At 68.0% G+C, this 22,012-nt stretch carries 23 protein-coding genes and 1 tRNA gene; 15 read left to right on the forward strand and 9 right to left on the reverse strand.

Annotated elements, in window-relative coordinates; all coding sequences use genetic code 11:
- Positions 1 to 40 precede the first annotated feature (40 nt).
- From SPHME3_RS0106690 to SPHME3_RS0106720, 7 genes are all read left to right on the forward strand, one after another.
- Positions 41 to 2,857: a DUF3857 domain-containing protein gene (locus SPHME3_RS0106690; RefSeq protein WP_018250632.1), complete on the forward strand. Its 2,817-nt coding sequence runs from the start codon at positions 41 to 43 to the stop codon at positions 2,855 to 2,857.
- A gap of 210 nt (positions 2,858 to 3,067) precedes the next feature.
- A complete protein-coding gene (locus tag SPHME3_RS0106695) occupies positions 3,068 to 4,018 on the forward strand; it encodes a polysaccharide deacetylase family protein (RefSeq protein ID WP_017979993.1) in 951 nt (316 codons plus the stop codon).
- Complete coding sequence (locus tag SPHME3_RS0106700; protein WP_024310359.1) at positions 4,015 to 4,896, forward strand: GNAT family N-acetyltransferase; 882 nt, start codon at positions 4,015 to 4,017, stop codon at positions 4,894 to 4,896. Before SPHME3_RS0106695 ends, SPHME3_RS0106700 begins: the two co-directional genes overlap by 4 nt.
- A 158-nt stretch (positions 4,897 to 5,054) precedes the next feature.
- Positions 5,055 to 5,966, forward strand: a complete 912-nt coding sequence (gene hslO / locus SPHME3_RS0106705; protein WP_018250633.1) for an Hsp33 family molecular chaperone HslO — start codon at positions 5,055 to 5,057, stop codon at positions 5,964 to 5,966.
- Between the two features lie 176 nt (positions 5,967 to 6,142).
- Complete coding sequence (queC, locus tag SPHME3_RS0106710; protein WP_017979990.1) at positions 6,143 to 6,853, forward strand: 7-cyano-7-deazaguanine synthase QueC; 711 nt, start codon at positions 6,143 to 6,145, stop codon at positions 6,851 to 6,853.
- Positions 6,854 to 6,857: 4 nt separating this feature from the next.
- Positions 6,858 to 7,490: a 7-carboxy-7-deazaguanine synthase gene (gene queE / locus SPHME3_RS0106715; protein ID WP_017979989.1), complete on the forward strand. Its 633-nt coding sequence runs from the start codon at positions 6,858 to 6,860 to the stop codon at positions 7,488 to 7,490.
- A gap of 59 nt (positions 7,491 to 7,549) precedes the next feature.
- Positions 7,550 to 8,035 carry a hypothetical protein gene (locus SPHME3_RS0106720; protein WP_017979988.1) on the forward strand — a complete coding sequence of 162 codons (486 nt, stop codon included), beginning with the start codon at positions 7,550 to 7,552 and terminating at the stop codon, positions 8,033 to 8,035.
- A gap of 38 nt (positions 8,036 to 8,073) precedes the next feature.
- Here the strand turns inward: SPHME3_RS0106720 and SPHME3_RS0106725 are convergent, their stop codons facing one another.
- The 3 genes from SPHME3_RS0106725 to lipB all read right to left on the reverse strand — a co-directional run bounded on the left by SPHME3_RS0106725 (position 8,074) and on the right by lipB (position 10,096).
- Positions 8,074 to 8,802 carry a hypothetical protein gene (locus SPHME3_RS0106725; RefSeq protein WP_024310360.1) on the reverse strand — a complete coding sequence of 243 codons (729 nt, stop codon included), beginning with the start codon at positions 8,800 to 8,802 and terminating at the stop codon, positions 8,074 to 8,076.
- A 228-nt stretch (positions 8,803 to 9,030) separates the two neighbouring features.
- Positions 9,031 to 9,297: a hypothetical protein gene (locus tag SPHME3_RS0106730; protein WP_017979986.1), complete on the reverse strand. Its 267-nt coding sequence runs from the start codon at positions 9,295 to 9,297 to the stop codon at positions 9,031 to 9,033.
- 88 nt (positions 9,298 to 9,385) lie between these two features.
- Positions 9,386 to 10,096 (reverse strand): lipoyl(octanoyl) transferase LipB, encoded by a 711-nt coding sequence (gene lipB, locus SPHME3_RS0106735; protein ID WP_172436180.1) that lies wholly within the window; start codon positions 10,094 to 10,096, stop codon positions 9,386 to 9,388.
- Between lipB and SPHME3_RS0106740 the strand changes: the two genes are divergently transcribed.
- Together SPHME3_RS0106740 and SPHME3_RS0106745 are read left to right on the forward strand one after the other, a co-directional pair.
- On the forward strand, positions 10,074 to 11,045 hold the full coding sequence (locus SPHME3_RS0106740; protein ID WP_231372481.1) for a hypothetical protein: 972 nt from the start codon (positions 10,074 to 10,076) through the stop codon (positions 11,043 to 11,045). The two genes, lipB and SPHME3_RS0106740, sit on opposite strands and share 23 nt — an antisense overlap.
- Entirely contained in the window at positions 11,042 to 11,800 is a 759-nt protein-coding gene (locus tag SPHME3_RS0106745; RefSeq protein ID WP_017979983.1) for a hypothetical protein, read from the forward strand. Before SPHME3_RS0106740 ends, SPHME3_RS0106745 begins: the two co-directional genes overlap by 4 nt.
- Before the next feature lie 130 nt (positions 11,801 to 11,930).
- Here the strand turns inward: SPHME3_RS0106745 and SPHME3_RS0106750 are convergent, their stop codons facing one another.
- Together SPHME3_RS0106750 and thpR are read right to left on the reverse strand one after the other, a co-directional pair.
- Positions 11,931 to 12,464 carry a superoxide dismutase family protein gene (locus tag SPHME3_RS0106750; protein ID WP_017979982.1) on the reverse strand — a complete coding sequence of 178 codons (534 nt, stop codon included), beginning with the start codon at positions 12,462 to 12,464 and terminating at the stop codon, positions 11,931 to 11,933.
- Between the two features lie 29 nt (positions 12,465 to 12,493).
- The gene (thpR, locus tag SPHME3_RS0106755; RefSeq protein WP_017979981.1) at positions 12,494 to 13,078 is read right to left on the reverse strand and encodes an RNA 2',3'-cyclic phosphodiesterase; all 585 of its coding nucleotides are present in this window, start codon (positions 13,076 to 13,078) and stop codon (positions 12,494 to 12,496) included.
- 134 nt (positions 13,079 to 13,212) lie between these two features.
- Here thpR and SPHME3_RS0106760 point away from each other — a divergent pair, with 134 nt between their 5' ends.
- From SPHME3_RS0106760 to SPHME3_RS0106775, 4 genes are all read left to right on the forward strand, one after another.
- A complete protein-coding gene (locus tag SPHME3_RS0106760) occupies positions 13,213 to 13,965 on the forward strand; it encodes a Bax inhibitor-1/YccA family protein (RefSeq protein ID WP_017979980.1) in 753 nt (250 codons plus the stop codon).
- Between the two features lie 77 nt (positions 13,966 to 14,042).
- A complete protein-coding gene (locus SPHME3_RS0106765; protein WP_017979979.1) occupies positions 14,043 to 14,822 on the forward strand; it encodes a transglutaminase-like domain-containing protein in 780 nt (259 codons plus the stop codon).
- Positions 14,823 to 14,889: 67 nt separating this feature from the next.
- The gene (locus SPHME3_RS0106770) at positions 14,890 to 15,177 is read left to right on the forward strand and encodes a hypothetical protein (protein ID WP_017979978.1); all 288 of its coding nucleotides are present in this window, start codon (positions 14,890 to 14,892) and stop codon (positions 15,175 to 15,177) included.
- A 400-nt stretch (positions 15,178 to 15,577) separates the two neighbouring features.
- Positions 15,578 to 16,129, forward strand: coding sequence for a hypothetical protein (locus SPHME3_RS0106775; RefSeq protein ID WP_017979977.1), 552 nt, complete (start codon positions 15,578 to 15,580; stop codon positions 16,127 to 16,129).
- 15 nt (positions 16,130 to 16,144) lie between these two features.
- Here SPHME3_RS0106775 and SPHME3_RS0106780 read toward each other — a convergent pair whose 3' ends face one another.
- The 3 genes from SPHME3_RS0106780 to SPHME3_RS0106790 all read right to left on the reverse strand — a co-directional run bounded on the left by SPHME3_RS0106780 (position 16,145) and on the right by SPHME3_RS0106790 (position 17,771).
- Entirely contained in the window at positions 16,145 to 16,885 is a 741-nt protein-coding gene (locus SPHME3_RS0106780; RefSeq protein WP_018250635.1) for an extensin-like domain-containing protein, read from the reverse strand.
- Positions 16,882 to 17,628, reverse strand: a complete 747-nt coding sequence (locus tag SPHME3_RS0106785; protein ID WP_017979975.1) for an NUDIX hydrolase — start codon at positions 17,626 to 17,628, stop codon at positions 16,882 to 16,884. Before SPHME3_RS0106785 ends, SPHME3_RS0106780 begins: the two co-directional genes overlap by 4 nt.
- Positions 17,629 to 17,695: 67 nt before the next feature.
- Positions 17,696 to 17,771 (reverse strand) — tRNA-Ala (locus SPHME3_RS0106790).
- A 259-nt stretch (positions 17,772 to 18,030) separates the two neighbouring features.
- Here SPHME3_RS0106790 and SPHME3_RS0106795 point away from each other — a divergent pair.
- Both SPHME3_RS0106795 and SPHME3_RS0106800 read left to right on the forward strand, forming a co-directional pair.
- Positions 18,031 to 19,212: a DUF2171 domain-containing protein gene (locus SPHME3_RS0106795; protein ID WP_231292052.1), complete on the forward strand. Its 1,182-nt coding sequence runs from the start codon at positions 18,031 to 18,033 to the stop codon at positions 19,210 to 19,212.
- Between the two features lie 107 nt (positions 19,213 to 19,319).
- A complete protein-coding gene (locus tag SPHME3_RS0106800; RefSeq protein WP_017979973.1) occupies positions 19,320 to 20,312 on the forward strand; it encodes an NADP-dependent oxidoreductase in 993 nt (330 codons plus the stop codon).
- Positions 20,313 to 20,345: 33 nt separating this feature from the next.
- Here the strand turns inward: SPHME3_RS0106800 and SPHME3_RS0106805 are convergent, their stop codons facing one another.
- Positions 20,346 to 21,989, reverse strand: a complete 1,644-nt coding sequence (locus SPHME3_RS0106805) for a glycosyltransferase family protein (RefSeq protein WP_017979972.1) — start codon at positions 21,987 to 21,989, stop codon at positions 20,346 to 20,348.
- Positions 21,990 to 22,012: the final 23 nt, after the last annotated feature.

Genomic DNA, 22,012 nt, shown 5'->3' on the forward strand with positions numbered 1-22,012 from the left:
TGGTGTGACGTCATCTGCTTTTGGGATGGCAGGGGGGATTATGATGAAGATGCGGCGACTGGCGCTGGTGGCGCTGTTCGGGTCGACCAGTTGGGCGGCGCAGGCGGCCGACAAGGTGCTGTACCAGCCGGTGCCGGCCTGGGTGAAGCCGGCGCCGGGGGTCGATCCCGCCAGCGTCACGCCCGATTCGCCGGTGCTGATGGTGCTCGACAACCAGCAGCGGCTGGAGGGCGGCACGGTGTGGCAATATACCGATACCGCGACGCGGATCGCGACGGCCGAAATGCTGGGGCAGGCGGGGACGGTCAGCCTGCAATGGCAGCCGGCGGCGGGCGACCTGATCGTCCACCGCGCCGAGATCATCCGCGGGCCCGAGCGTATCGACCTGCTGAAGGCGAACGCGGCTGGCGCTAAGGCGGGGTTCGACGTGCTGCGTCGCGAACAGAAGCTGGAACAGCGCCAGCTGGACGGCATGCTGACCGCGACGATGGCGGTGGAGGGGCTGCGCGTCGGCGATATCCTGCATGTCGTCGTCTCGATCACGCGCAAGGACGCGGTGTTGCAGGGTGCGATGCAGGGCTTCCAGCCGCTGCCGTCGGCGCCGCTGAAGATCGGCTATGCGCGGGCCCGCGTGCTGTGGCCGGCGACGGATCAGGTGCGCTGGAAACTCTATGCCGAGGCGCCCAAGCCGGTGGAGAGCGTCGTCGGCGGCTATCGCGAGATCAGCGTGCCACTGCCGCTGGCCAAGCAGTCCGACCTGCCCAATGACGTACCGGTGCGGTTCCAGCGTCTGGGGCTGCTGGAGGCGACGAGCTTTGCCGACTGGGCGGCGGTGTCGAAGGTGATGGCGCCGCTCTATACGACCGACGGGCTGATCGCCGCCGATCCGGCGCTGTCCGCGGAGGTCGCGAAGATCAAGGCGGCGAGCAGCGACCCGATGCAGCGGACGGCGGCGGCGCTGCAACTGGTGCAGGAACAGGTCCGCTATCTGTTCAACGGCATGGACCAGGGCAATTACAAGCCGCAGAGCCCGGCGCAGACGTGGCAGCTGCGCTATGGCGACTGCAAGGCGAAGACCTTGCTGCTGCTGTCGATCCTGCGCGCGCTGGATATCGAGGCGGAGCCCGTGCTGGCGAGCAGCAAGCTGGGCGACCTGTTGCCCGATCGCCTGCCGACGCCTGGCGCGTTCGATCATATCCTGGTGCGCGCGAGCGTGAACGGCGAAACCTTGTGGCTGGACGGCACCGATGCCGGCGCCCGGCTGGCCGACCTGCGCGATACACCGCCGTTCCGTTGGACGCTGCCGGTGCGTGCGGCGGGAGCGCCGCTGCTCGCGCTGCCGATGCGCACGCCGGCGCGGCCGCATATCGAGGCGACGATCGATCTGGATGAGAGTGCGGGTGTCGACCTGCCGGCGGTGCTGACCGCGACGGTCAACCTGCGCGGTCGCATCGGCCAGATGCTGCAGGCGGCGCAGGCGCAGGCGAGCCGCGAGGATATCCGCAAGATGGCGGACAAGATGACGCAGGGGATCATTGGCTCCGCGACCGTGGTCGACCGCACGTTGAAATATGACGCCGCGACGGGCCTGGCCACCGTGACCGTCACCGGCATCGCCTATCCCGACTGGAATCGCGTCGACCAACGCTATCGCAGCGTGATCGACCGGACGGTGGCGGGCATGACGTTCGAACCCGATCGTGCGCGCGCGGCCTGGGCGGCGATGCCGGTTGCGACGGGCGACGCGGCCTATTACCGCAGCCTCACCCGCATCCGCCTGCCCGATAGCGGCAAGGGCTATACGCTGGAGGGCGATCGCAGCTTCGCCAAGCCGATGGCGGGGGTGACGGTGACGCGGACCGTTGCGGAGGCGAATGGCGTGGTGACGATCGACGACCGGTCGGTCCTGTCGGGCGCCGAAGTGCCCGCCAACGAGATCGCCGCCAACCGGGCCGCGATCAGCGCCGCCAAGAACCGGTTGCTGAGCGTCGTCGCGCCCGCCGATCTGCCCAACCTGCCCGCCCGGGTGGAGGCGACGAAACGCGCCGGTGGGTTCGCCAAGCTCGCCGCGCTGTACGATCGCGGCGTCGCCGACCAGCCCGACAAGGCGGAAGTCTATACCAATCGCGCCTGGTTCTACGAGCAGACGTACGACCGGCCCAAGGCGATCGCCGATCTGACGCGCGCGATCGCGATCACGCCCGATGCCAGCACCTATACCCGGCGCGCCGCGCTGTATCGGCAGACCGGCGACCTCAGCAAGGCGTTCGCCGATCTGACCGCCGCGCGCGGCATCGACCCGTCGGACGACGATACCGTCGAGGCGCTGGCGACGCTGCGCGCCGATCGCGGCGAGAAGGACGCGGCGATCGAGCTGGTGCAGGAACGGATCGACGCGGGCGGCAAGAGCAAGCCGGGCATGATCGCGCTGAAGGCCGACGTGCTCGCACGCACCGGCGACAAGGACGGAGCGATTGCGGCGATCGACCAGGCGGTGGCGGCAGGGCCGGGCAATCCGCGGCTGCTCAACAGCCGATGCTGGATCAAGGGCACGCTGAACGTCGCGCTCGATACCGCATTGAAGGATTGCACGCGCTCGATCGAGCTCAGCGATTCGACCACAGCGGCGTTGGACAGCCGGGCGATGGTGTTCTTTCGCATGAACCGCTTCGACGATGCGCTCGCCGACCTCAACGCCGCGCTCGACAATGCGCCGGGGCTGGCGGCGAGCCTGTACATGCGCGGGCTGATCCTGGGGCGGCAGGGCAAGGCCGAAGGCAAGGCGGATCTCGCCGCCGCGCGCCTGATCAACCCGCGGATCGACGAGGATTACAAGCGCTACGGCATCCAGCCGTGATGGCTCTTGCCGCCACGCGGGAGGGCGACCGGGCCGGGTCGCCCTACGCGATCAAGCGGGTCCACGATGGTGGTTTTGCGTGATCGGTGCATGGCAAGCCGATGGGGGGCGGCGCAAGAGCGGCCGAGACATAATTTGTTACGGCCATTTTGGTCTGATATATGACCCGGCCTAGGCATTTGTTCATCGGCTACGGGTAGGGCGGAGGGGATGACGACCTCCGTCTTCCTGACCGTCGATGTCGAATTTGCGTGGCGCCATTATGCCGCGGGATATGACGTCGATACGATCTATGCCCGTTCGATCGAGCCGGCGGGGGTGGGGCTGTCCTTTCAATTGGCACAATTGGCCCGCCACGGGCTGAAGGCGTGCTTCTTCGTCGATCCGATGCCGGCGCTGGTATTCGGCATCGATCCCGTGCGGCGGATGGTGGAGACGATCCTGGCGGCGGGGCAGGAGGTGCAATTGCACATCCACCCCAATTGGCGCGGGGCCGACGAGAGCGATCGCAAGACCCGTTACGGCCGGTTCCAGCTGCACGAATATGGAGCCGACGAGCAGCGCGACTTGCTCGTCACTGCGACCGAGCTGCTGGTCGCGGCTGGCGCACCGCCGCCGATCGCGTTTCGCGCGGGCAGCTATTCCGCGAACGACGACACGCTGCGTGCGCTTGCCGACTTGGGCTTCGTCTATGACAGCAGCCACAATGGCGGCGAGGCGCAGGTCAGCCGCATCCGGCTGGCACCGACGCAGATCGCGCCGGTGATGCGGCAGCTGGTCGAGGTGCCGGTGACGGTGATCGAGGAACTGCCCGGGCGGCTGCGCACGTTCCAGCTGTGCGCGCTGTCGCGGCATGAGGCGGCGGCGGCGCTGGATCATGCAATGGCCGAGGCGCATCAGGCGGTGACGATCGTCAGCCATGGCTTCGAACTCGCCAATCGCGCCGGCACGCATGCCAATGCGGTGCATGTCCGGCGCTTCGATGCGCTGTGCCGGCGGCTGGCCGAGCGCGCGGCGGAGCTGCCGACGCGGCATTTCGCGGACCGGCCCGTATTGGCGCTGGATGCGGACGACCGGCCGCTGGGCCCGGCCTTGTGGCGCCGCCGGGCGCGGCAGGCGGAGCAGGCCTGGTCGAACTGGGTGTCGGAACGGCGCCGGTGAGCGCGATTGCCTTACGGTTTCAGGTGGGTGCGCGGACGCTCGCCACTGTGCGGCGCGATCTGGTGCGCGTGGCGCTGGCGCTGGATGACGTGCTGGCCGGAGCGCTGCCGACGTTGCCGCCGGCGCAGGGCGATGGCTATCTGGTGACCTCGCTGCCCGCGGCACTCGCCGATACGCTTCCCGCGAGCGGGCGGATCGTGCGGGTGCGCCAGCGCTACACGCGCTATTACACGGACCTGTCGATCGGGCATGCGGCGTGGCTGGCGAGCCTGTCGGGATCGGCGCGCGCGACGCTGCGGCGCAAGGCCAAGAAGGTGGCGGCGGCGGGGATGGCGGTGCGTGCCTATCGCGACGCGGCGGACTTCGATGCCTTTCACCCGATCGCGCGCGGTATTTCGGCACGAACCTATCAGGAGCGGTTGCTCGATTCGGGCCTGCCCGCCGCGCCCGAGGCGGTCGCACGGCTGCGCGCGCTGGCGGCGGCGGATGGCCTGCGCGCCTGGCTGCTGCTGATCGGCGGAGCGCCGGCGGCCTATCTATGCTGCACGGCCGAGGGGCACGCGCTGCGCTACGATTATGTCGGCCACGATCCGGCGTTCGGCGATCTGTCGCCGGGCACGGTGCTGCAGGCGGCGGCGTTCGAGGACCTGTTCCACGATCGGTTCGCGCGATTCGATTTCACCGAAGGGGAGGGGCAGCACAAGCGGCTGTTCGCGACCGGCGGGGTGGAATGCGTTGATCTGCTGGTGCTGACGCCGACGCTGGCCAATCGCGCGACTCTGGCGGCGCTGGCGGGGTTCGATGGTGCGGTGGCGGTGGCGAAGCGGGCGATGGGGCATCCGCGGCTGCGGGCGCTGGCGAAGGCCGTGCGGCGGTAAGGCTGTAACCACCGCTCCGCACCCGCCCTCACCCTTCGGCGCTGCGCGCCTCTTCCCTCTCCCGGTGGGAGAGGGAGGGAGCGGCGAAGCCGCGGAAGGTTGAGGGTCGGTACGGCCCCCCGGTTGACCCTCGCCGTGCCACGCCCCATCTCGCGAGCATGCAACAATCCACTACCGATCTCGATCGCGCGCTCGGCTTCGCGATCCCCAGCCGCTCGGCGCGCGGCCGTGTTTTGCGGCTTGGGCCGGCGCTCGACAGCGTGCTTGCCGCCCACGCCTATCCCCCCGCGATCGAGGCGCTGCTCGCCGAGGCGCTGACGCTTGCCGCGCTGATCGGCTCGACGCTGAAGGACCCGAGCGGCCAGCTGACGATGCAGACGCGCACCGAAAACGGCGTCGTCCGCCTGCTGGTGTGCGACTATCGCGGTGGCGAGGTGCGCGGCTATATCGATTACGACGCGGACAAGTTCGCTGAAATGCCGGAAAAGCCGACGCTGTTCGCGCTGTTCGGCCAGGGCTATCTCGCCATCACCTTCGATCTTGCCACCACCGGCGAGCGCTATCAGGGCATCGTGCCGCTGGACGGCGACACGCTGGCGCAGGCGGCCGAAAGCTATTTCGTCCAGTCCGAGCAGATCCCGAGCCTGGTCAGCGTCGGCATCGCGCGCGACGGCGATGGGCATACGATCGCCGGCGGCCTGTTCCTGCAACACCTGCCCGAGGGCGAGGTGGGGCGCGAGCGGTTGCACACGCGGCTCGACCATCCCGAATGGGAGCACGTCGAGGCGCTGGGCCGGACGATGGGCGTCGACGAACTCGCCGATCCGGCGCTGCCGCTCGAAACATTGGTCTGGCGCCTGTTCAACGAGGAGGAAGAGGTGCGCGCACTCGCCTCGACGCCGCTGTCGCGCGGCTGCCGCTGCACCGGCGACTATATCGCCAGCGTGCTCGCCAAATTCACGCCCGAGGAACGGCGCGAGATGGCGGACGAGAATGGGCTGATCCAGGTCGATTGCGCGTTCTGCGCGACCAAATTCCCCATTCCGGCGGATGCCGCCGCGGTGGCGTGAGCCATGGGGCGAATCTGCACCGGATGGTAAGGATTTCCCGCTAATACAGGCGTGTGGATGCTTCAGCGTGGCACGCTTTTCTCCCTAAAAGGGCGCTTGCGCCCTTCCCTTTGAGGCCCGCGCCCCCCGTGCGGGCCTTTTCTTTTGGCCGCGATTCGCCTAGCGGGCGGCGGATCATGATGAACCAGAACCAGGCCGCACCGTTGGCCGTCGTGCTCGTCTCCGGCGGGCTCGACTCGATGATCTCCGCCGCCAGCGCGCGCGAGCAGGGGTATCGCGTGCTCGCGCTGTCGGTGGATTATAACCAGCGCCACCGTGTCGAGCTGGCGGCCGCGCGCCGCGTCGCCAATGTGCTCGGCGCCGAACGCCATATCATCCTGCCGCTCGACCTGTCGGCCTTCGGCGGATCGGCGCTGACCGACGATATCGCCGTGCCCAAGGACGGCGTCGGCACCGAGGAGGGCGGCGGCATTCCCGTCACCTATGTCCCTGCGCGCAATACGATCTTCCTCAGCCTCGCGCTCGGCTGGGCGGAGGCGGCGGGCGCGCGCGACCTGTTCATCGGCGTCAACGCGCTCGATTATTCGGGCTATCCCGATTGCCGGCCGGAGTTCATCGCGGCGTTCGAAGGGCTGGCGGAGATCGCCACCAAGGCGGGCGTCGAGGGCCAGCGCTTCGCGATCCACGCGCCGCTCCAGCATATGACCAAGGCCGATATCGTGCGCGAGGGCCAGCGGCTGGGCGTCGACATGGGGCTGAGCTGGTCGTGCTACGATCCCGCGCCGGGCGGCGTGCATTGCGGAACCTGCGACAGCTGCCGCCTGCGGTCCAAGGGGTTCGAGGACGCAGGGATTCCCGATCCCACGGTCTACGCCGTCCGGGTGTGATGCGATGAGCTATGCGGTCAAGGAGATGTTCCTCACCCTCCAGGGCGAGGGCGTCAACGCCGGCCGGCGCGCGGTGTTCGTGCGCTTTGCCGGCTGCAATTTGTGGAGCGGGCGCGAGCAGGATCGCGCCTCCGCGATCTGCCGCTTCTGCGACACCGATTTCGTCGGCACCGATGGCCTCGGCGGCGGCAAGTTCGCGGACGCAGGCGCGCTGGTCGCGGCGGTCGCGGGCTTCTGGGGCGCGGGGCAGGCGCATCGCTTCGTCGTGCTGACCGGCGGCGAGCCGATGTTGCAGGTCGACGATGCGCTGGTCGATGCGTTGCACGATGCGGGCTTTCGCATCGCGATCGAGAGCAACGGCACGCTGCCCGTCCACCCCGGTATCGACTGGGTGTGCATTAGCCCCAAGGCGGGGAGCGAGGTGGTGCAGCGATCGGGCGACGAATTGAAGCTCGTCTGGCCGCAGCCGGGCACGGACATCGACGCGATCGAAACCTGGGACTTTGCGCACCGTTTGCTCCAGCCGATGGACGATGCCGCCGGCCAGGCGAACGTCGACGCTGCGATCGCGCTGGTGATGGAGCGCCCGCACTGGCGGCTGTCGCTCCAGACGCACAAGCTGCTGGGGTTGCGATAGGGGCGGGGGGCTGGGGCACCGCATATCGGACATGACCCAGCCTCTGCTAGAAGGCAGTCATGACCACGCGTTATGAGCCCACGTCCGATTTTCTAAAAGCCGTCATTGCCGACGACATTCCGCTGTCCGGTTCGCCTTTTGCGGACGCCAACATGCGTCGGCTTATCGCGCTCACGCAGGATGACGATCTGTCGAACCGCGACTGGGCGACGATGCTTTTGGCGCAGGACGATGCCGATACGTGGGAGGTCCGGCAGGCGCTGCTGGCTGCTGTTGCCGATCCGGATGCGGCCGTGCGCGCCGAAGCGCTGGCCGGCTTGGCGCTGCGCGATCCGTCGGTCGCGCTACCCTTTGTTATTGAAGCATTGTCGGGTGATTGTGTCCCGGCACCGGTGTTCGAAGCGGCGGCGACGATCGCCGCTCCGTCGTTGGTGGACCTGCTCCGCCCGTGGACCGAGCCATCGGACAACGCCTATCTTGATGACCTTGCCCGCCAGGCGCTGGCGGCATGCCAAGCCGGCGCGCCGGTCATCGCGCGCGAATAACACCAGCGCCGCCCTCAACATCGACGCCGGTGGTCAATTCATCGCTGCGCCGTCTCGGTGCCCTTTGCGGTGGCCGCGACCGTGGTCGGGGCGGCGGGCGGCCAGGCGAAGGCGCCGCACTTCTTGGTGACCCATTCGCCCTTCTTGTTCCAGCAGATCGGGTCGAACCGCGGCTTGGAGGCGTAATCGCGGCCCAGGTAGCGCTGGAAATGCTGTTCGCCGTAGGGGGTCAGGCTGTTGCGCAATTCGCGGATGCGCGACAGCGCCAGCGGGCCGAAGCCGCCACGCGGCGCGAAGACGGCATCGCGGCCGATCTCGCTGGCGGTCTGGCAGAAGTTGAGCTGGGCGGAGACGGTGGCGAAATTCGAATAGGTGCGCGTGCCGAACTGGTCGAGCGCGTTCTGCCCGTCGCGCGGGGTCTTCGACGTGCGGGTGAAATATTTCGTCAGCGTCTGCCAGACGCCGGCGAGCTCATCCTTATGGTCGAGGAGCACCGCATTGTAGTTTTCGCGCGTCAGCAGCGTCGGTTCGAACTGGCATTGCAGCGCCGCGACGTTGAGCGCCGCACGCAGGTTCCACGCCATCGCGGCGCGCAGCTCCACGGGTGTGGCGCCGGGCAGAACCTGGCCCAGATTGGCTTCCGTCCCCGTCACTTCCTCGCCGTGATAATCGTGCGATCGCAGGAAGAACTGCGCCGACGCGGGCGCCGCCGCCACCAGGCTGGTCGCCGCGCATCCCAGCGCGAGCCCCATCCGCAACTTACTCATCTGAACCCATCCTCGCCGAAGCAATATCGGGCAATTCTAGATGGTTTTGGCGGGCGACCCAATCCCTGATTAAGCATGTTCCGCCAAATTTCGTCGCGAATGCGCCAAAGCGTTGCCCTGTTCGGCCATGGGTCTGTGCCAAAGCTGCCGCCAGGCGCGCCGATACGAAAACGGCCGCCCGGTTGCCCGGACGGCCGTTTCGCAAATGAAATAACCCGAAGCGGGAATTTACATCGCGTTCGTGGTCGTGGTGGTGTTCGACGTCATCATGGTGTCGTTCGCCATCATGGTGTCGTTGGCCATCATGCCACCGTTCGACGCGCCGTCGACGGCGGTCATGTTGTCGCTCATGGTGCCCATGTCGTCGGTCGAGTTCATGTCGGTGACCATGGTGTTCTCGGTGGTCGTCTCGGTCTTCGGGCCGCAGGCCGACACGGCGAGAGCGGCGCCGGCGATCAGCGAGCCGGTCAGGATCTTGGAGATGGTTGCACGCATTGGAAGCTCCCTAGAATAGGATTTGGACGGCTTGCTGGCCCTTTAATTCCCAAATCACGGTAGACATTAATCGCATAACGGCCCGCCCTCAAGCCTCGTTTTCTCCCCGGGGGGATGCGGGGCAGGCGAGGGAGGACAGGAAGGCCGGGGCGGTCAACGCGAGGGCGGCGTCAAAGGTTGCGAGATCGGCGTTGCGTTCCAGGGCCTTAAGGCTGGTGACGGGGAATTCCGGCAGGCCGCAGGGAACGATGCCCCCAAAATGGGACAGGTCGGGCGCAACATTCACTGCCAGGCCGTGCAGCGTGATCCAGCGGCGCACGCGCACGCCGATCGCGCCGATCTTCGCCTCGGGGCCGCCGTCCGTCGTCCATATGCCGACGCGCCCCTCCGCGCGGAACGCAGAGACGCCCAGTTCCGCGAGCGCCGCAATCACCCAGCCTTCGACGCCATGGACGAAGCAGCGCACGTCCTTCCCCCGCTGGCCGAGATCGAGCACCATATAGACGATGCGCTGACCCGGCCCGTGATAGGTGTATTTGCCGCCACGGCCCGTCGCGACGACGGGAAAGCGTGCGTCGATCAGGTCGCCGGGCGCGGCGCTGGTGCCGGCGGTGTAGACCGGCGGGTGTTCGAGCAGCCAGATCAGCTCGCGCGCTTCGCCCGCCAGGACGGCGGCGGCGCGCGCCTCCATTTCGGCCAGCGCCACGTCATAGGGGGTGAGGCCGGGCGACACGCGCCATTCGATGCGGCCCCCGTCTATAGCGTTGGAATTCATCGTGCCGACGTCGATCTCGCTCATCGTCGCCATGTGTGGCAGCGGCGGCACGCTGGCAAGTCGTGCGGGACCGGTTGCGAGTGGCCAAGCCGCGGACGTTGGGCTAGTCCGGCGCGCGAACCGCGAAGGGGGCGAGCCGATGGTCAAGATGGGTGACGTGTGGGACCGGACCAGCGAGGTGCTGGGTGGGCGTGGCGGCGTGCTGGCCGGCATCGCGATCCTGACCGTGTTCGTGCCGGGCGTGATCAATGCGGCCTATACGTCCTATGCGCCGGCCGGCGCCCTGCGATCGGCGATCGTCGTGTTGCTGCTGATCGCGGTGACGATCGCGTCGATCTGGGGGCAGCTGGCGATCATCGCCGCCGCCACCGATCCGGCGACGACGCGCCCCGCGGCGCAGCGGCAGGCGACTGAACGGCTGCTGCCCGCACTGGGTGTGATGCTGGTGCTCGGCATTGTCGCCACCTTCGCCTTCCTGCCGGCGATCGTGTTGCTGGTGATGTCGCACTTGGATTTTGCCGCCATGGCGAACGGTACGCCGCCGGCCAGCCCCGAGGCGTCCGGGCCGCTGCTGCTCGCCGGCCTGTATATGCTGGTCGCCTTTGTCGTGCTGCTGTTCGTGGGCGCGCGCCTGTTGCCGCTGTACGCGGTGGTGCTGCGCGAGCGGCTGGGGCTGGGCGCGATTGGCCGCGCGTGGCGGTTGACGCGGCGGCATACGTGGCGGCTGGTCGGCGCGGTGCTGCTGTTCATGATCGTCGTGATGATCGCGAGCTGGGCGGCGCAGGCGGTCGCAGGCCTCGTCACCGCGCTGGTGCTGGGCGGCGATGCCGTGGCGACGGTGCGGTTCGTCGGCACCGTGGCGGCACAGGCGGCATCGACCGCGCTGACGCTGGTGGCGATCGTCTTCTCGGCGCAGGCCTATGTCGCGTTCGTTGCGCGCGACGCGATGCTGCGGGCGCGGGCCGCGGCGTGAGGATCACGCTTGCCGCCTTGCTGAGCGATGCCTGGGCGCTGTTCCGGCGGGAGGCCGACCTGCTGGTGCGCGCCGCCGGCCTGTTCCTGTTCGTGCCGACCTATGCGCTGTTGCTGCTGGTCGGGCCGCTGCCATTCCCCGATCCCGACATCGCCGACACGCAGGCGCGCGCGCAGGCGTGGATGGACAAATTGGACGTATGGGTCGGCGATTACGGTCTCGGGTCGGTCATCGCCTATGCGATCACCTATTTCGGTACGGCGCTGCTCTATTGCCTGCTGCTCGACCGAAACCGGCCGACGGTGGGCGAGGCGCTGAAGCGGACCGCGGTGATGTTTCCGCGCTACCTGCTGGCGATGGTGGTCGTGTCGATCCCGTCGGGGGCGGGCATGTATCTGCTGCTGCTGCCCGGTCTGTGGCTGATGAGCCGCTTCATGCTGGCCGGCCCGATCCTGTTCGCCGAAGCGCCGGTGGGGGCGATGGCGGCGGTCGGCCGATCGTGGCGGCTGACGCGCAAGGCGCAATTCTCGCTGCTCGGCGCGATCGTCACCGTCTATCTGGGCGCGGTCCTGGCAGGCCAGCCGTTCATGCTGGTCGCGCGCTGGCTGGGCGGCACCGCGGCGGAGGGCGGCGGGGCCAATCCGTTGGCCGTCGCGATCGTCCATGCGTTCGCGGCGGGCGTGGCGACGTTGGCGCAGATCGCGGGCGTGTTGATCGCGGTCGCGGCGTATCGGCGGGTGTCGGTGGCTGACTAACTGGCCCTGACCGGCCACGCCCTCACCCTTCCCACGACCCTCGGTCGCGGGCCCCTTCCCTCTCCCGGCGGGAGAGGGAAGGGGCGGCGCAGCCGCGGAAGGGTGAGGGCTGGGGCCCTGGGCTTGCGTTTTATGCCGCGGTAAACACGCCGCACGCGATGCGGCCGCCGCTGTTGCCCGACGGATCGGTCATCAGGTCGTCCGGGCCGGCGTGGACGACGATCGCGGCGCCGTCGGCATCCAGCATCTGCGCCATGGTCGCGCCGGGCACGGTCATGCCGATCGTGCCGCGGCCGGCGCTGTCGACGATCAGATTGGGCAGGTCGCCTTCGTGGGGCCCCTGCGGATTCATGCTGCCGTGCTTCATCGCGGTCGGATTCCAGTGGCCGCCTGCCGTGGTGAAGTCTGGTGCGTCGCAGCGGCCAACCGTGTGGATATGCGCGCCATGCGTGCCGGCGGGCAGGCCCTTCACGTCGAGCGTATAGCGGATGCCGCCGGCCACTTCGGTCGCGGTCGCGCGGCCGGCATCGGCGCCGGTCGCAGTCTTCAGCATCGCGACGGCGCGCGCGCCGCCGACTACGGGGCTGCCCACCGCCACCTCGTCCTTGGGGGCACAGGCGGCCAGCGCCGCCGTGGACAGGCCGAGGATCAGCATCGCGCGCATCGAAATTCTCCCTGAAAGTTGTCCGGTTCTTACCCGGCCGAACCCGGCAGCGACAGTGCCGGTTCCGCCGCCGTCACCAGCGGCCAGCGGGCGACGGGTTCGTAACTTGCGCCGCCATGGCCCAGGTGGCTCTGGTACAGCACGATATGCGGGCAGGCGAAGTCGGCGCTGGTAAGGCCTGCATGCACCGCCAGCCAGCCCTCGATCTCGGGCGCCATGCCCGCACTACGCGGCAGCCGGGCGAGCGTGATGTGCGGCAGATAGGCGCGGCGTTCCGGTGCCAGCCCGGCGCGTACGCACGCCTGATCGACCTTGCGCGCCAGATGGCGCAGCGCTTCGTGCGGGGCGAGGCCGGCCCATAAGGTGTCCGTCCGCCCCTTGTGCTCGAACCGCCCGACGCCCGCGATCCGCGCCACGGGCGCGGGCGCGTGGATGCCGCCGAGCGCCGCCGCGACGTCTTCTGCCTGCGGTCGGTCGACCTCGCCGAGGAAGCGCAGGGTGCAATGCAACTGCTCGTCGTCCTGCCAGCGCGCATGCGGCACGCCGCCCATCGCGGCGATCAGCGATTCACGGATGGCGCGGGGCGGGCGGAGCGCGACGAAGAGACGCAACATGATGAACGAAAAGCCCTTTGTAATGTTCTGTTGCCGTATCGATCGATCCTAGCCGGTTTCGCTTGAAATGGGACGGGTCGGGGCCGATATTTCGGATAGCCGGCAGTGTCGCCGGCAAAGGAGTTTTGGATACCATGGCCAACTGGTCCGACCCCCGGCAGAGCGCCGCGCCGTTCGGGGCTTCACGCGCCGATGCCGCGCGCAGCGGCGCATATGACGCGGGTCTGCGCTCGTACATGCTGTCGGTGTACAACTACATGGCTTCGGGCGTGCTGCTGACCGGCATCGTCGCCCTGCTGTTCGCCACTAGCGGCGCGGTGAACGCGCTGATCGGCCCGACCGGCCGTACCAACGGTCTGGGCTTCATCGTCGCCTTCTCGCCGCTCGCCATCGTGTTCGCGATGAGCTTCGGCCAGGGCCGGATGAAGACGCAGACGCTGCAACTGCTGTTCTGGGCGTTTGCGGTGCTGATGGGCATGTCGCTCTCGACGATCTTCCTCGTCTACAGTGGCACCTCGATCGCCGGTGCGTTCTTCGCGACCGCGGCGGGCTTCGCCGGCCTCAGCCTCTACGGCTATACCACGAAGCGCGACCTGTCGGCGTTCGGCACGTTCCTGATCGTCGGCCTCGTCGGCCTGATCGTCGCCAGCCTGATCAACCTGTTCCTGCAGTCGGGCGTCATGAGCCTGGTCATCAGCGCGGTCGGCGTGCTGATCTTCGCTGGCCTCACCGCCTACGACACGCAGCGTACGAAGAGCCTGTACTTCCAGGTCGCCGGTACGGACATGGTCGGCAAGGCCGTGATCATGTCGGCGCTGTCGCTGTACCTCGACTTCATCAACATGTTCCTCTTCGTCCTCCGCCTGTTCGGTTCGCAGCGCAACTGATCGACGGTCCGGCGTAACGGATACAAGCCCGGTGGCGCTGCCGCCGGGCTTTTCTTTTGGGTGAAGGACGCCAAGCGATGCGGCTCACTATCGCCGTCGATCTCGATTATGCGATCATCGGCCCGCCGACCGACGTGCTGTTGCAGATCGAGGCGGCGGCAACGCCCGACCAGCGCATCGTCGCCGAACGGCTGACGATCTGGAGCGACCATCCCATCGCCGCGGTGGCGGGCGAGGATGGCGTCGGCCAGCGCTGCTGGATCCGCGCCGAGCAATGGCTGAAGGCGGAATATCGCGCGACCGTGGACGTGAAGCGGGCGCCGGTCGACCTCGCACCGCTGCGCGCGACTCCGGTGCGCGAACTCGCCGGTGCGCTCGTCCCCTATCTGCTGCCCAGCCGCTATTGCCAGTCAGATCGGTTGGAGGGCTTCGTCCGTCGCCGCTTCGCCGGGCTGGAGGGCGGGGCGCTCGCCGCCGCGCTCGCCGCCTGGGTGCAGGCGGAACTGGAGTATCGCAGCAACACCAGCAGCGGCGAAACGACCGCGCTCGATACCTTCGCCAGCCGGTCGGGCGTGTGCCGCGATTATGCGCATCTGCTCGTCGCATTGGCGCGGGCGGGGGAGATTCCGGCGCGCTGCGTTGCCGCCTATGCGCCGGGGGTCGATCCGCCCGATTTCCATGCGGTCGCCGAGCTGTGGCTGGACGGCGCGTGGCGGCTGGTCGATGCGACCGGCATGGCGACGGCCGATACGATCGCGCGCGTGTGCGCGGGGCGCGACGCCACCGATATCGCCTTCATGACCGTGTTCGGCACCGCGCAGTTCGTCGCGCAGGCCGTGCGCGTGACGCAGGGCTGACGGTCCGCCGGCTAGGAACGGAAACGATCGGGCAATCGTTCTTCCCCCGTATTCACAGGAGGATGGGATGACGAACGGGATCGATGAGCGCGCGCTCGACAGCCTGTCGGTGGCGCCGGACGGCGAACAGGCAAGCAACCAGGAACGCAATCCGCGGCAGGATGCCGGGCAGGACGAAGCCATCAACGCGCGTCTGGAAGAGAATCCGGAAGACCAGGACGCACGGCTCGACGCCGGGCTGGACCAGTCGATGGACGCGAGCGATCCGCTGTCGTCGACGCAGCCGGTCCACAGCCAGGAGCCGGCGCCCTCGTCGGGCTATGACGAAGACGCGGAGCGCGCGCGGCAGAAGTGACGCGGTTTGCTTTGGTGTAAGGAGCGGCGGTCCCGGAAGGGGCCGCCGTTCTTGTTTGGGCCGAACCCTAGCCCCACCCACTCCGTCACCCCGGACTTGTTCCGGGGTCCACTCTGCGGCGAGGGGGGTGGTTGGAGCCTCCTGCCTCCCCCCTGTGGCCCGGTGGAACCCGGAACGAGTCCGGGGTGACGGAAGGTAGTGCCGCGCACGATAATTACGCCACGGCGACACAAATCTGCTTTTGCGACGAGCCGCACTCCACCCATCGCAAAGCATGTTGCGATGCAGCGCGTTTCATGATGCTTTTATGACTGCTTCGACCCCCGCCATTCATCGGGTTGTTAACCAACCTGTGGCAAGGTCGGGCGATTGGTAAGGCATGGGGCGGGGTAGACGGATCATGGGTGCCAAGAGAGCCGAAGGCGCGATGACGCTGGCTGAAATGAAGGAATTCGCGAGCTTTCCGGCCGCGACGCAGCGCTACATCCGGCGCAGTCTCGACATCGGGCTGGATCGCGACGACGCCATGGCGCGCTGGTCGCGCGACGTGGTGGAGGCGGCGAGCATCCGCGCGCAGGCGCGGTTGTACCGCGGCCTGCCGGCGCTGCGCCAGATGGTGCCCGACGATGCCGATCTTGCCCTCGTCGAACCGTTCCTCGCGCCGCTGGTCACGCTGGCCGGGTTCGACCTGGGGCAGGGGCGGCTGACCAGCTTCTCGGCGTTTCGGTTCCTCTACGAGCGGCTGATCGGCGCCGAAGCGCGGCCGTGGCTGCCCAGCGCCTTCTGCGCGGCGGCGGCGCTGCCGCACCTCCATCCGGAATTGCGGCGCAAGCTGCTCCAGTCGATCAGCGAGGCGGCGGCGACCGCATCGGGCTGGTCGAACCGGCAACCGGCGTTCTTCCCGCATTGGGTGGAAAAGGTCGACAACGGCTCCGCCGCGCTGCCGCACTGAGGGCCGGTAACGGCCTCAGCGGCAGGCACGCCAGCCCATCGCGCCGCGGTCCGCCTGGTCCAGGTGCAGGTGATCGCGGTGCGCGGCGTTATAGTCGGGGGATAGCGTCGTCGCGAACAGCCGGCACGCCCCGTCGCGCACCTCTCGCAGGAAGGCGGCCTTGTCCCCGGACCCTGTCCAGTCGCCGACGACGGTGATCCGCCGGCCATCGGCGAGGCGGAAGCCCGCGATATCGACCGCATCGGCAGTGGCATGTTCGCTCCACGTGCCCGCGTCACGCCCATAGATGCGGCGGCAGGAATAGCTGCCGAAATGGTCGATGGCGGTGACCCGGCTGCCGAAATGCCGTTGTGCCGCGGGCTGCACCACCTGCCATTCCCACACCGACAGTGCCGCCGCGACCGGGCAGGCGATGCCCAGGCCCGACGGGCGAAACCCGATCTGCCGCGCGCCGCCCGCGGTAAAGCGCACGCCATCGTCATAACCGCATTGCGCGCCGTCGCGCCGCGGCGGCAGGGCGGTGTAGCGGACGCCCGCTGCGTCCAGCTTGGCGCGGCACTGCGGGAAGTCGCGCCCCAGCGCGGCGAGCTTCGCCCCCGTGAACATCCCGATCGGCGCCCCAAGGTCGAGCGGCGTCCACGGCAGATCCTGCGGTCGGCCGCGCGCCATGCCCCAAAGCAGCAGCGCCACCGTGCCGATCACCGCAACCGCGGCGATCCAGCCGACCGTGCGGCGAAGGGCGCGCTGGGCGCTCACCCGCGCCGCACCGCCTGGATCGGTTCGGCGGTGACGGGATAGCCGCTATCCTCGGGCAGGCAGAGGTGCGGCACGCCGTCGCGCACTTCCATATGCGGCGTGATCGTCCGCACCGGATAGGCGCGGGCATTCGCTACGGCCGCATCGAAGCTGTCGAATTGCGCCAGGCGTTCGAGGTTGCGACGCGTCGGGAAGATGATCGCGGCCTCCCCTCTGTCTGCTGCTGCCAGCATGTCCGCCGCGGTCGTCCAGAGCAGCCGCACCGTTTCGGTGGCGTCCACCGTCGGCGCGGCATCGTCCGGCGCGCGGGCGAGGAAGAAGAGCGTGTCGAAAATGCGGATGCCGGGATGGTCGGGCAGCCAGCGCGCGAACGGCACCAGCGCCTCGAGATCCAGCGTCAGGCCGGCCGCATGCAATATGTCGGCAAACGCCTCGCCCGCGTGAAGCCCCGCGCGCATCGCCGCGAGCCGTTCGGCCGATGGCGCCGGCGTGACGCCCACCGCGACGCCCGCCTCCTCGATCGTCTCGCGGATCGCGGCGATTCGCGCGGCGGCATCCGCGCCCCCGCCGATCAGCGTCGCGAGCGCATGGTCGCCCGGATCGATCCGCCCGCCCGGAAACACCATCGCGCCGCCGGCAAAGGCCATCGCCCGCGCGCGTTCGGTCATCAGCACCTCAGGCGGCGCCTCCGCCCGTTCGCGGAACAGGACCAGGGTAGCGGCGGGAATGGGAGTGTCGGCCATCGCGCATCCTAACGCGTCATGCGTGCGATGGGAGCCGGCGATCGTGGGAAAGCAATATACGGGGTGGTGGTGGAGCTGAGGGGAATCGAACCCCTGACCTCTGCAGTGCGATTGCAGCGCTCTCCCATCTGAGCTACAGCCCCGCACCCCGGGCCCGGGTCGCGCCCGGGAGCGCTGCCCTTAGCCGCCCCATTCGGGCGATGCAACAACGGCGATACGTGTCCCCACAAAAAATGCGGTCGATCCCGCCTGCGGCAGCCCGTTCGTCCGGCGTGACGCAAAGTCGTTCCGCAGGTTTAATGACAGGAACGAAGCCCTCTCTTGATGCTTGTTAGGTCCGGAGCAGGCGCACGCGACACGATGTGCCCACCCCGCAGGATGTTTGCTTTCAAGGAGACGATCATGGGCTACGACCGCTATCCCGGCGCCAGTTTTTCCGGTGGTGACGATTACACCCGGGACTATGGCTCAGGCCGCGACTACACCTATTCGAGCGCACGCGATTACGAATCCGCAGGCATGATGGGCAACCGCGATCGCCAATCCAGCGATGATCGTCCCTATGGCGGCCGCGACTATGGCAACCAGCGCTATGGCCAGCGCGATCAGCAGTCGCGCTACGAAACCGGCCGCAGCGGTGGCGGCTATGGCATGCAGACCGATCGCTACGGCGAGCGTGGCCGCTACGGCGCGGATGCGAACCGCGGCTATTCCAGCGAATATCACGGCAGCTACGGTTCGGGTGGCCGCCGGTTCGAGGATTTCGGTGCCTCCAAGCATGCCGACGACGACAATTATCGCGACCGCTATAGCCGGGACTATCGTGGCGACCGCGGCGATCGCGGTCAGCAGGCCTATGGCCGCTCGCAGCAGCAGGGCTATGGCCGTCAGCCGCAGGGCTATGACTATGAAGAGCGCGGCTTCTTCGCGCGCGCCGGGGACGAGGTCCGCTCGTGGTTCGGTGACGAGGAGGCGGAGCGTCGCCGCGAATATGATTCGCGCTTGGACGAGCGTTCCTATGGCGCGCAGGACGACGATTACCACAGCTGGCGCCGTGGCCAGATCGACGCCCTTGATCGCGACTATCACGAATATCGCCAGGAAAACCGCACGAAGTTCAGCAATGAATTCAGCGCGTGGCGCACCAGCCGTCAGGGCCAGCGCGACCTGCTGAACAAGGTCGACGAGCATATGGACGTCGTCGGCTCGGATGGTGAGCATGTCGGTACGGTCGACAAGGTGCGCGGCGATCGCATCATCCTGACCAAGAATGATCCCGCCGCCGGCGGCCACCACCATTCGATCCCGTCGAGCTGGCTCGACTCGGTCGACGGCAAGGTGACGCTGCGCAAGACCGCCAGCGAGGCGAAGGCCGCGTGGCGCGATGAAGAGCGCAACGGCGCCATGTTCGGTGACGATCGTGACCGCGACCAGAATCGTACGACCAATCAGTACGGCGGCCAGTCGACCGGCTCGACCAGCACCACGACGTCCAGCGCAACGACCACCGGCACGACGGGAACGAGCGGTTCCGCCGATGCCGATGGCAAGACGCTCAACCGGAGCTTCTCGGGCACCTATTGATCCCGAGCGGTAACGACAGGAAAGGCCCGGGAGCGATCCCGGGCCTTTTTGCGTTGCATATTGCAACCTGTTGCGCCAGATCATGCTGAGATTCTTGCAGGAGAGACATGATGGCCCGTGCCTGGACGCTGACCTCACGCCCCCAGGGGCTGCCGACGATGGACAATTTCGCGCTGGTGGATCTGCCCGCGCGCGACCTGAATGATGGCGAGGTACGCATCGCCAACACGTGGCTGTCGGTCGACCCGTACATGCGCGGCCGGATGAACGACGTGAAGAGCTACACGCCGCCGTTCGAACTCGACCAGCCGATGCAGGGCGGCGCGATCGGCACCGTCGTCGAAAGCCGGTCCGACCGGTTCAAGCAGGGCGACACCGTCCAGCATTTCGCCGGCTGGCGCGACGAAGCGATCCTGCCCGCCGATCAGGTGCAGGCGCTGCCCCAGCTCGACGTCGATCCGCAGGCGTTCCTGGGCCAGCTCGGCATGCCCGGGATGACCGCCTATTTCGGCCTGCTCGAGGTCGCGGGCGCGAAAGAAGGCGACACCGTCTTCGTCTCGGCGGCGGCGGGCGCGGTCGGGTCCACCGTGGTGCAGATCGCCAAGGCCAAGGGCTGCCACGTCATCGGGTCGGCCGGTGGCGCGGACAAGTGCGCCTGGGTCCAGTCGCTCGGCGCCGATGCGGTGATCGACTATAAGAGCGGCACGCCGGTGGTGAAGGCGCTGGGCGAGGTCGCGCGCAACGGCATCGACGTCTATTTCGACAATGTCGGCGGCGACCATCTCGACGCCGCTTTGGCGCATGGCAACCTGCACGCCCGCTTCGCGATCTGCGGCATGATCGACGTGTACAACAGCGCCAAGCCGACCGAGCTGCGCTATCTTGCGCGCCTCATCGGCATGCGGATGCGCATCCAGGGCTTCATCGTCAGCGATTACATGGACCGCGCGGGCGAATTCTACCGCGACATGGGCGGCTGGCTGAAGGACGGCAAGCTCAAGCGCAACGAGACGGTGTTCGACGGTCTGGAGTCGACCCCCGACGCCTTCCTCGGCCTGTTCTCGGGCGGCAACACCGGCAAGATGCTGGTGCGGGTGTAAGAACGGGCGGACCGGGCGGTATAGCCGCCCGGTCTAACCGGTCAGTCGCGACCAGGGCTTCCTGTGGCGGACGTCGAGCCGGCACAGGCCGCGCAGCCCGTGCGCCCGGGCATAGCGCAGCACGCGCGCGTCATAATCGGGAGTCAGCGGGCTCGAGAAGTTCCAGTCGGGCGGATTGAAGGTCGAAAAGCCGTTGACCGTCGGCACGCGCCACAGTTCGGCGAGCAGCATCGCATCGACGTTATGCGGATAGAGCGCGTGCAATTCGTCGTTGATGTACAGCGGTTCGGTGCGCCGCGTGGCGACGGCGTAGAAGCTGGCGCAGCCCGCCGGCGGGCGTGGGATCGATAGCAGCGCGCGGCGTTGATCGGTACGGCTGAGGCGCGTCGGCGTTTCGGCGCTGAGATTTTCGGCAACCAGCAGCGTCATCAGACCGGCGGCGAGCCACGGCCGCCGCTGCGCCATCCGTACGGCATGGGTTCGCCATGCGGCCACGACGATCAGCAGGAACGGCAGCGTCAGCCACAATTGGTAGCGCGAGACGACCCGCATGCCTTTTGCGCCCGGCACGAGGTGGAAGATGACCCCCCAGGGCGAGGCGATCCAGAATTGCAGCGTCAGCAGCCACGCGATCGCCATCGCCAATGCGAAGGCCCGTATCGCGATCGTGGGAGCGCGGCCATCGGGTGATCGGCGGCGGACGCACATCGTCCATAAGGCGGTCACGACCAGCCCGAACAGGAGCAGCGGAAATCCCGCCGAATGCTCGCCGCCCAGCACCCGGCCCGGCAATGCGGGATCGTCGGGCAGGACGGCATGGACCAGCGCCAGCAGCGGCACGAAGATCCAGCCCCACAGATAGTTGCCGGCGCCGACGTTGATCATGTCGATCAGGGGCGTCACCAGATAGCCGAGCATCTCGTCATAGGGCTCGCCACCCGTCTCGCGCATCTTGGGAAGGTAGAGCAGCAGGAACGGCATGACGGCCACAACAAAGGTGCCGCCGCCGATCAGCAGCGTACCCGCATGTCGCCGCATCAGGCCCAGCATGGCGCCCGGCCGCCAATGGCCGCTGAGCCCGGCCCAGCAGGCAACGTAGAGACACGCGGAAAACAGCGTGAACCACGCCATGTAATAGGACGTCAGCAACCACGCCGCCATCAGCAGCGCCAGCAGGATCGCGCGGACACGTGCGCCGCCGTGGCGGGCGTCCCGCTCGGCACGCGCCGCGCCGATCGCGAGGATCATCGCCAGCGGCAGCAGCCCCACGCTCTGCAACTGCGCATGCACCGCCTGCAGCCAGATGTTGCTCGATACCGTCCACAACAGCGCGACGATCAGCGCGGGCGCGCGGCCCCATCGCAGCGTCCGCGCGACCAACAGGTAGGCCCCGGCAAATCCGATCGTCTTGAAGGTCAGGATGTTCAGCGTGTCGGCGGCGAAGGGGTCGGCGAACAGCCGCCAGAACGCATAGACGATCCCGAACAGCAGATAGCCGTCGTTATAGCCCAGCGTGCCGCCATAAGGGTGGAAATACAGCGTGCTGTCCCAGGCCGACACGCCGGTCAGCACGTTGCGCCAGTGCTCGAGGATGCTGATCTCGATGATCGCATCGCCGCGCTCGCCGAACCCCAGGTCGAATCCGCTGGCCAGGATCGTGCGACAGACCAGCGTCATGGCCAGGGCGTAGCCGGCTATGA

It is taken from the genome of Sphingomonas melonis DAPP-PG 224 (genome assembly GCF_000379045.1).
GTDB lineage: Bacteria > Pseudomonadota > Alphaproteobacteria > Sphingomonadales > Sphingomonadaceae > Sphingomonas > Sphingomonas aquatilis.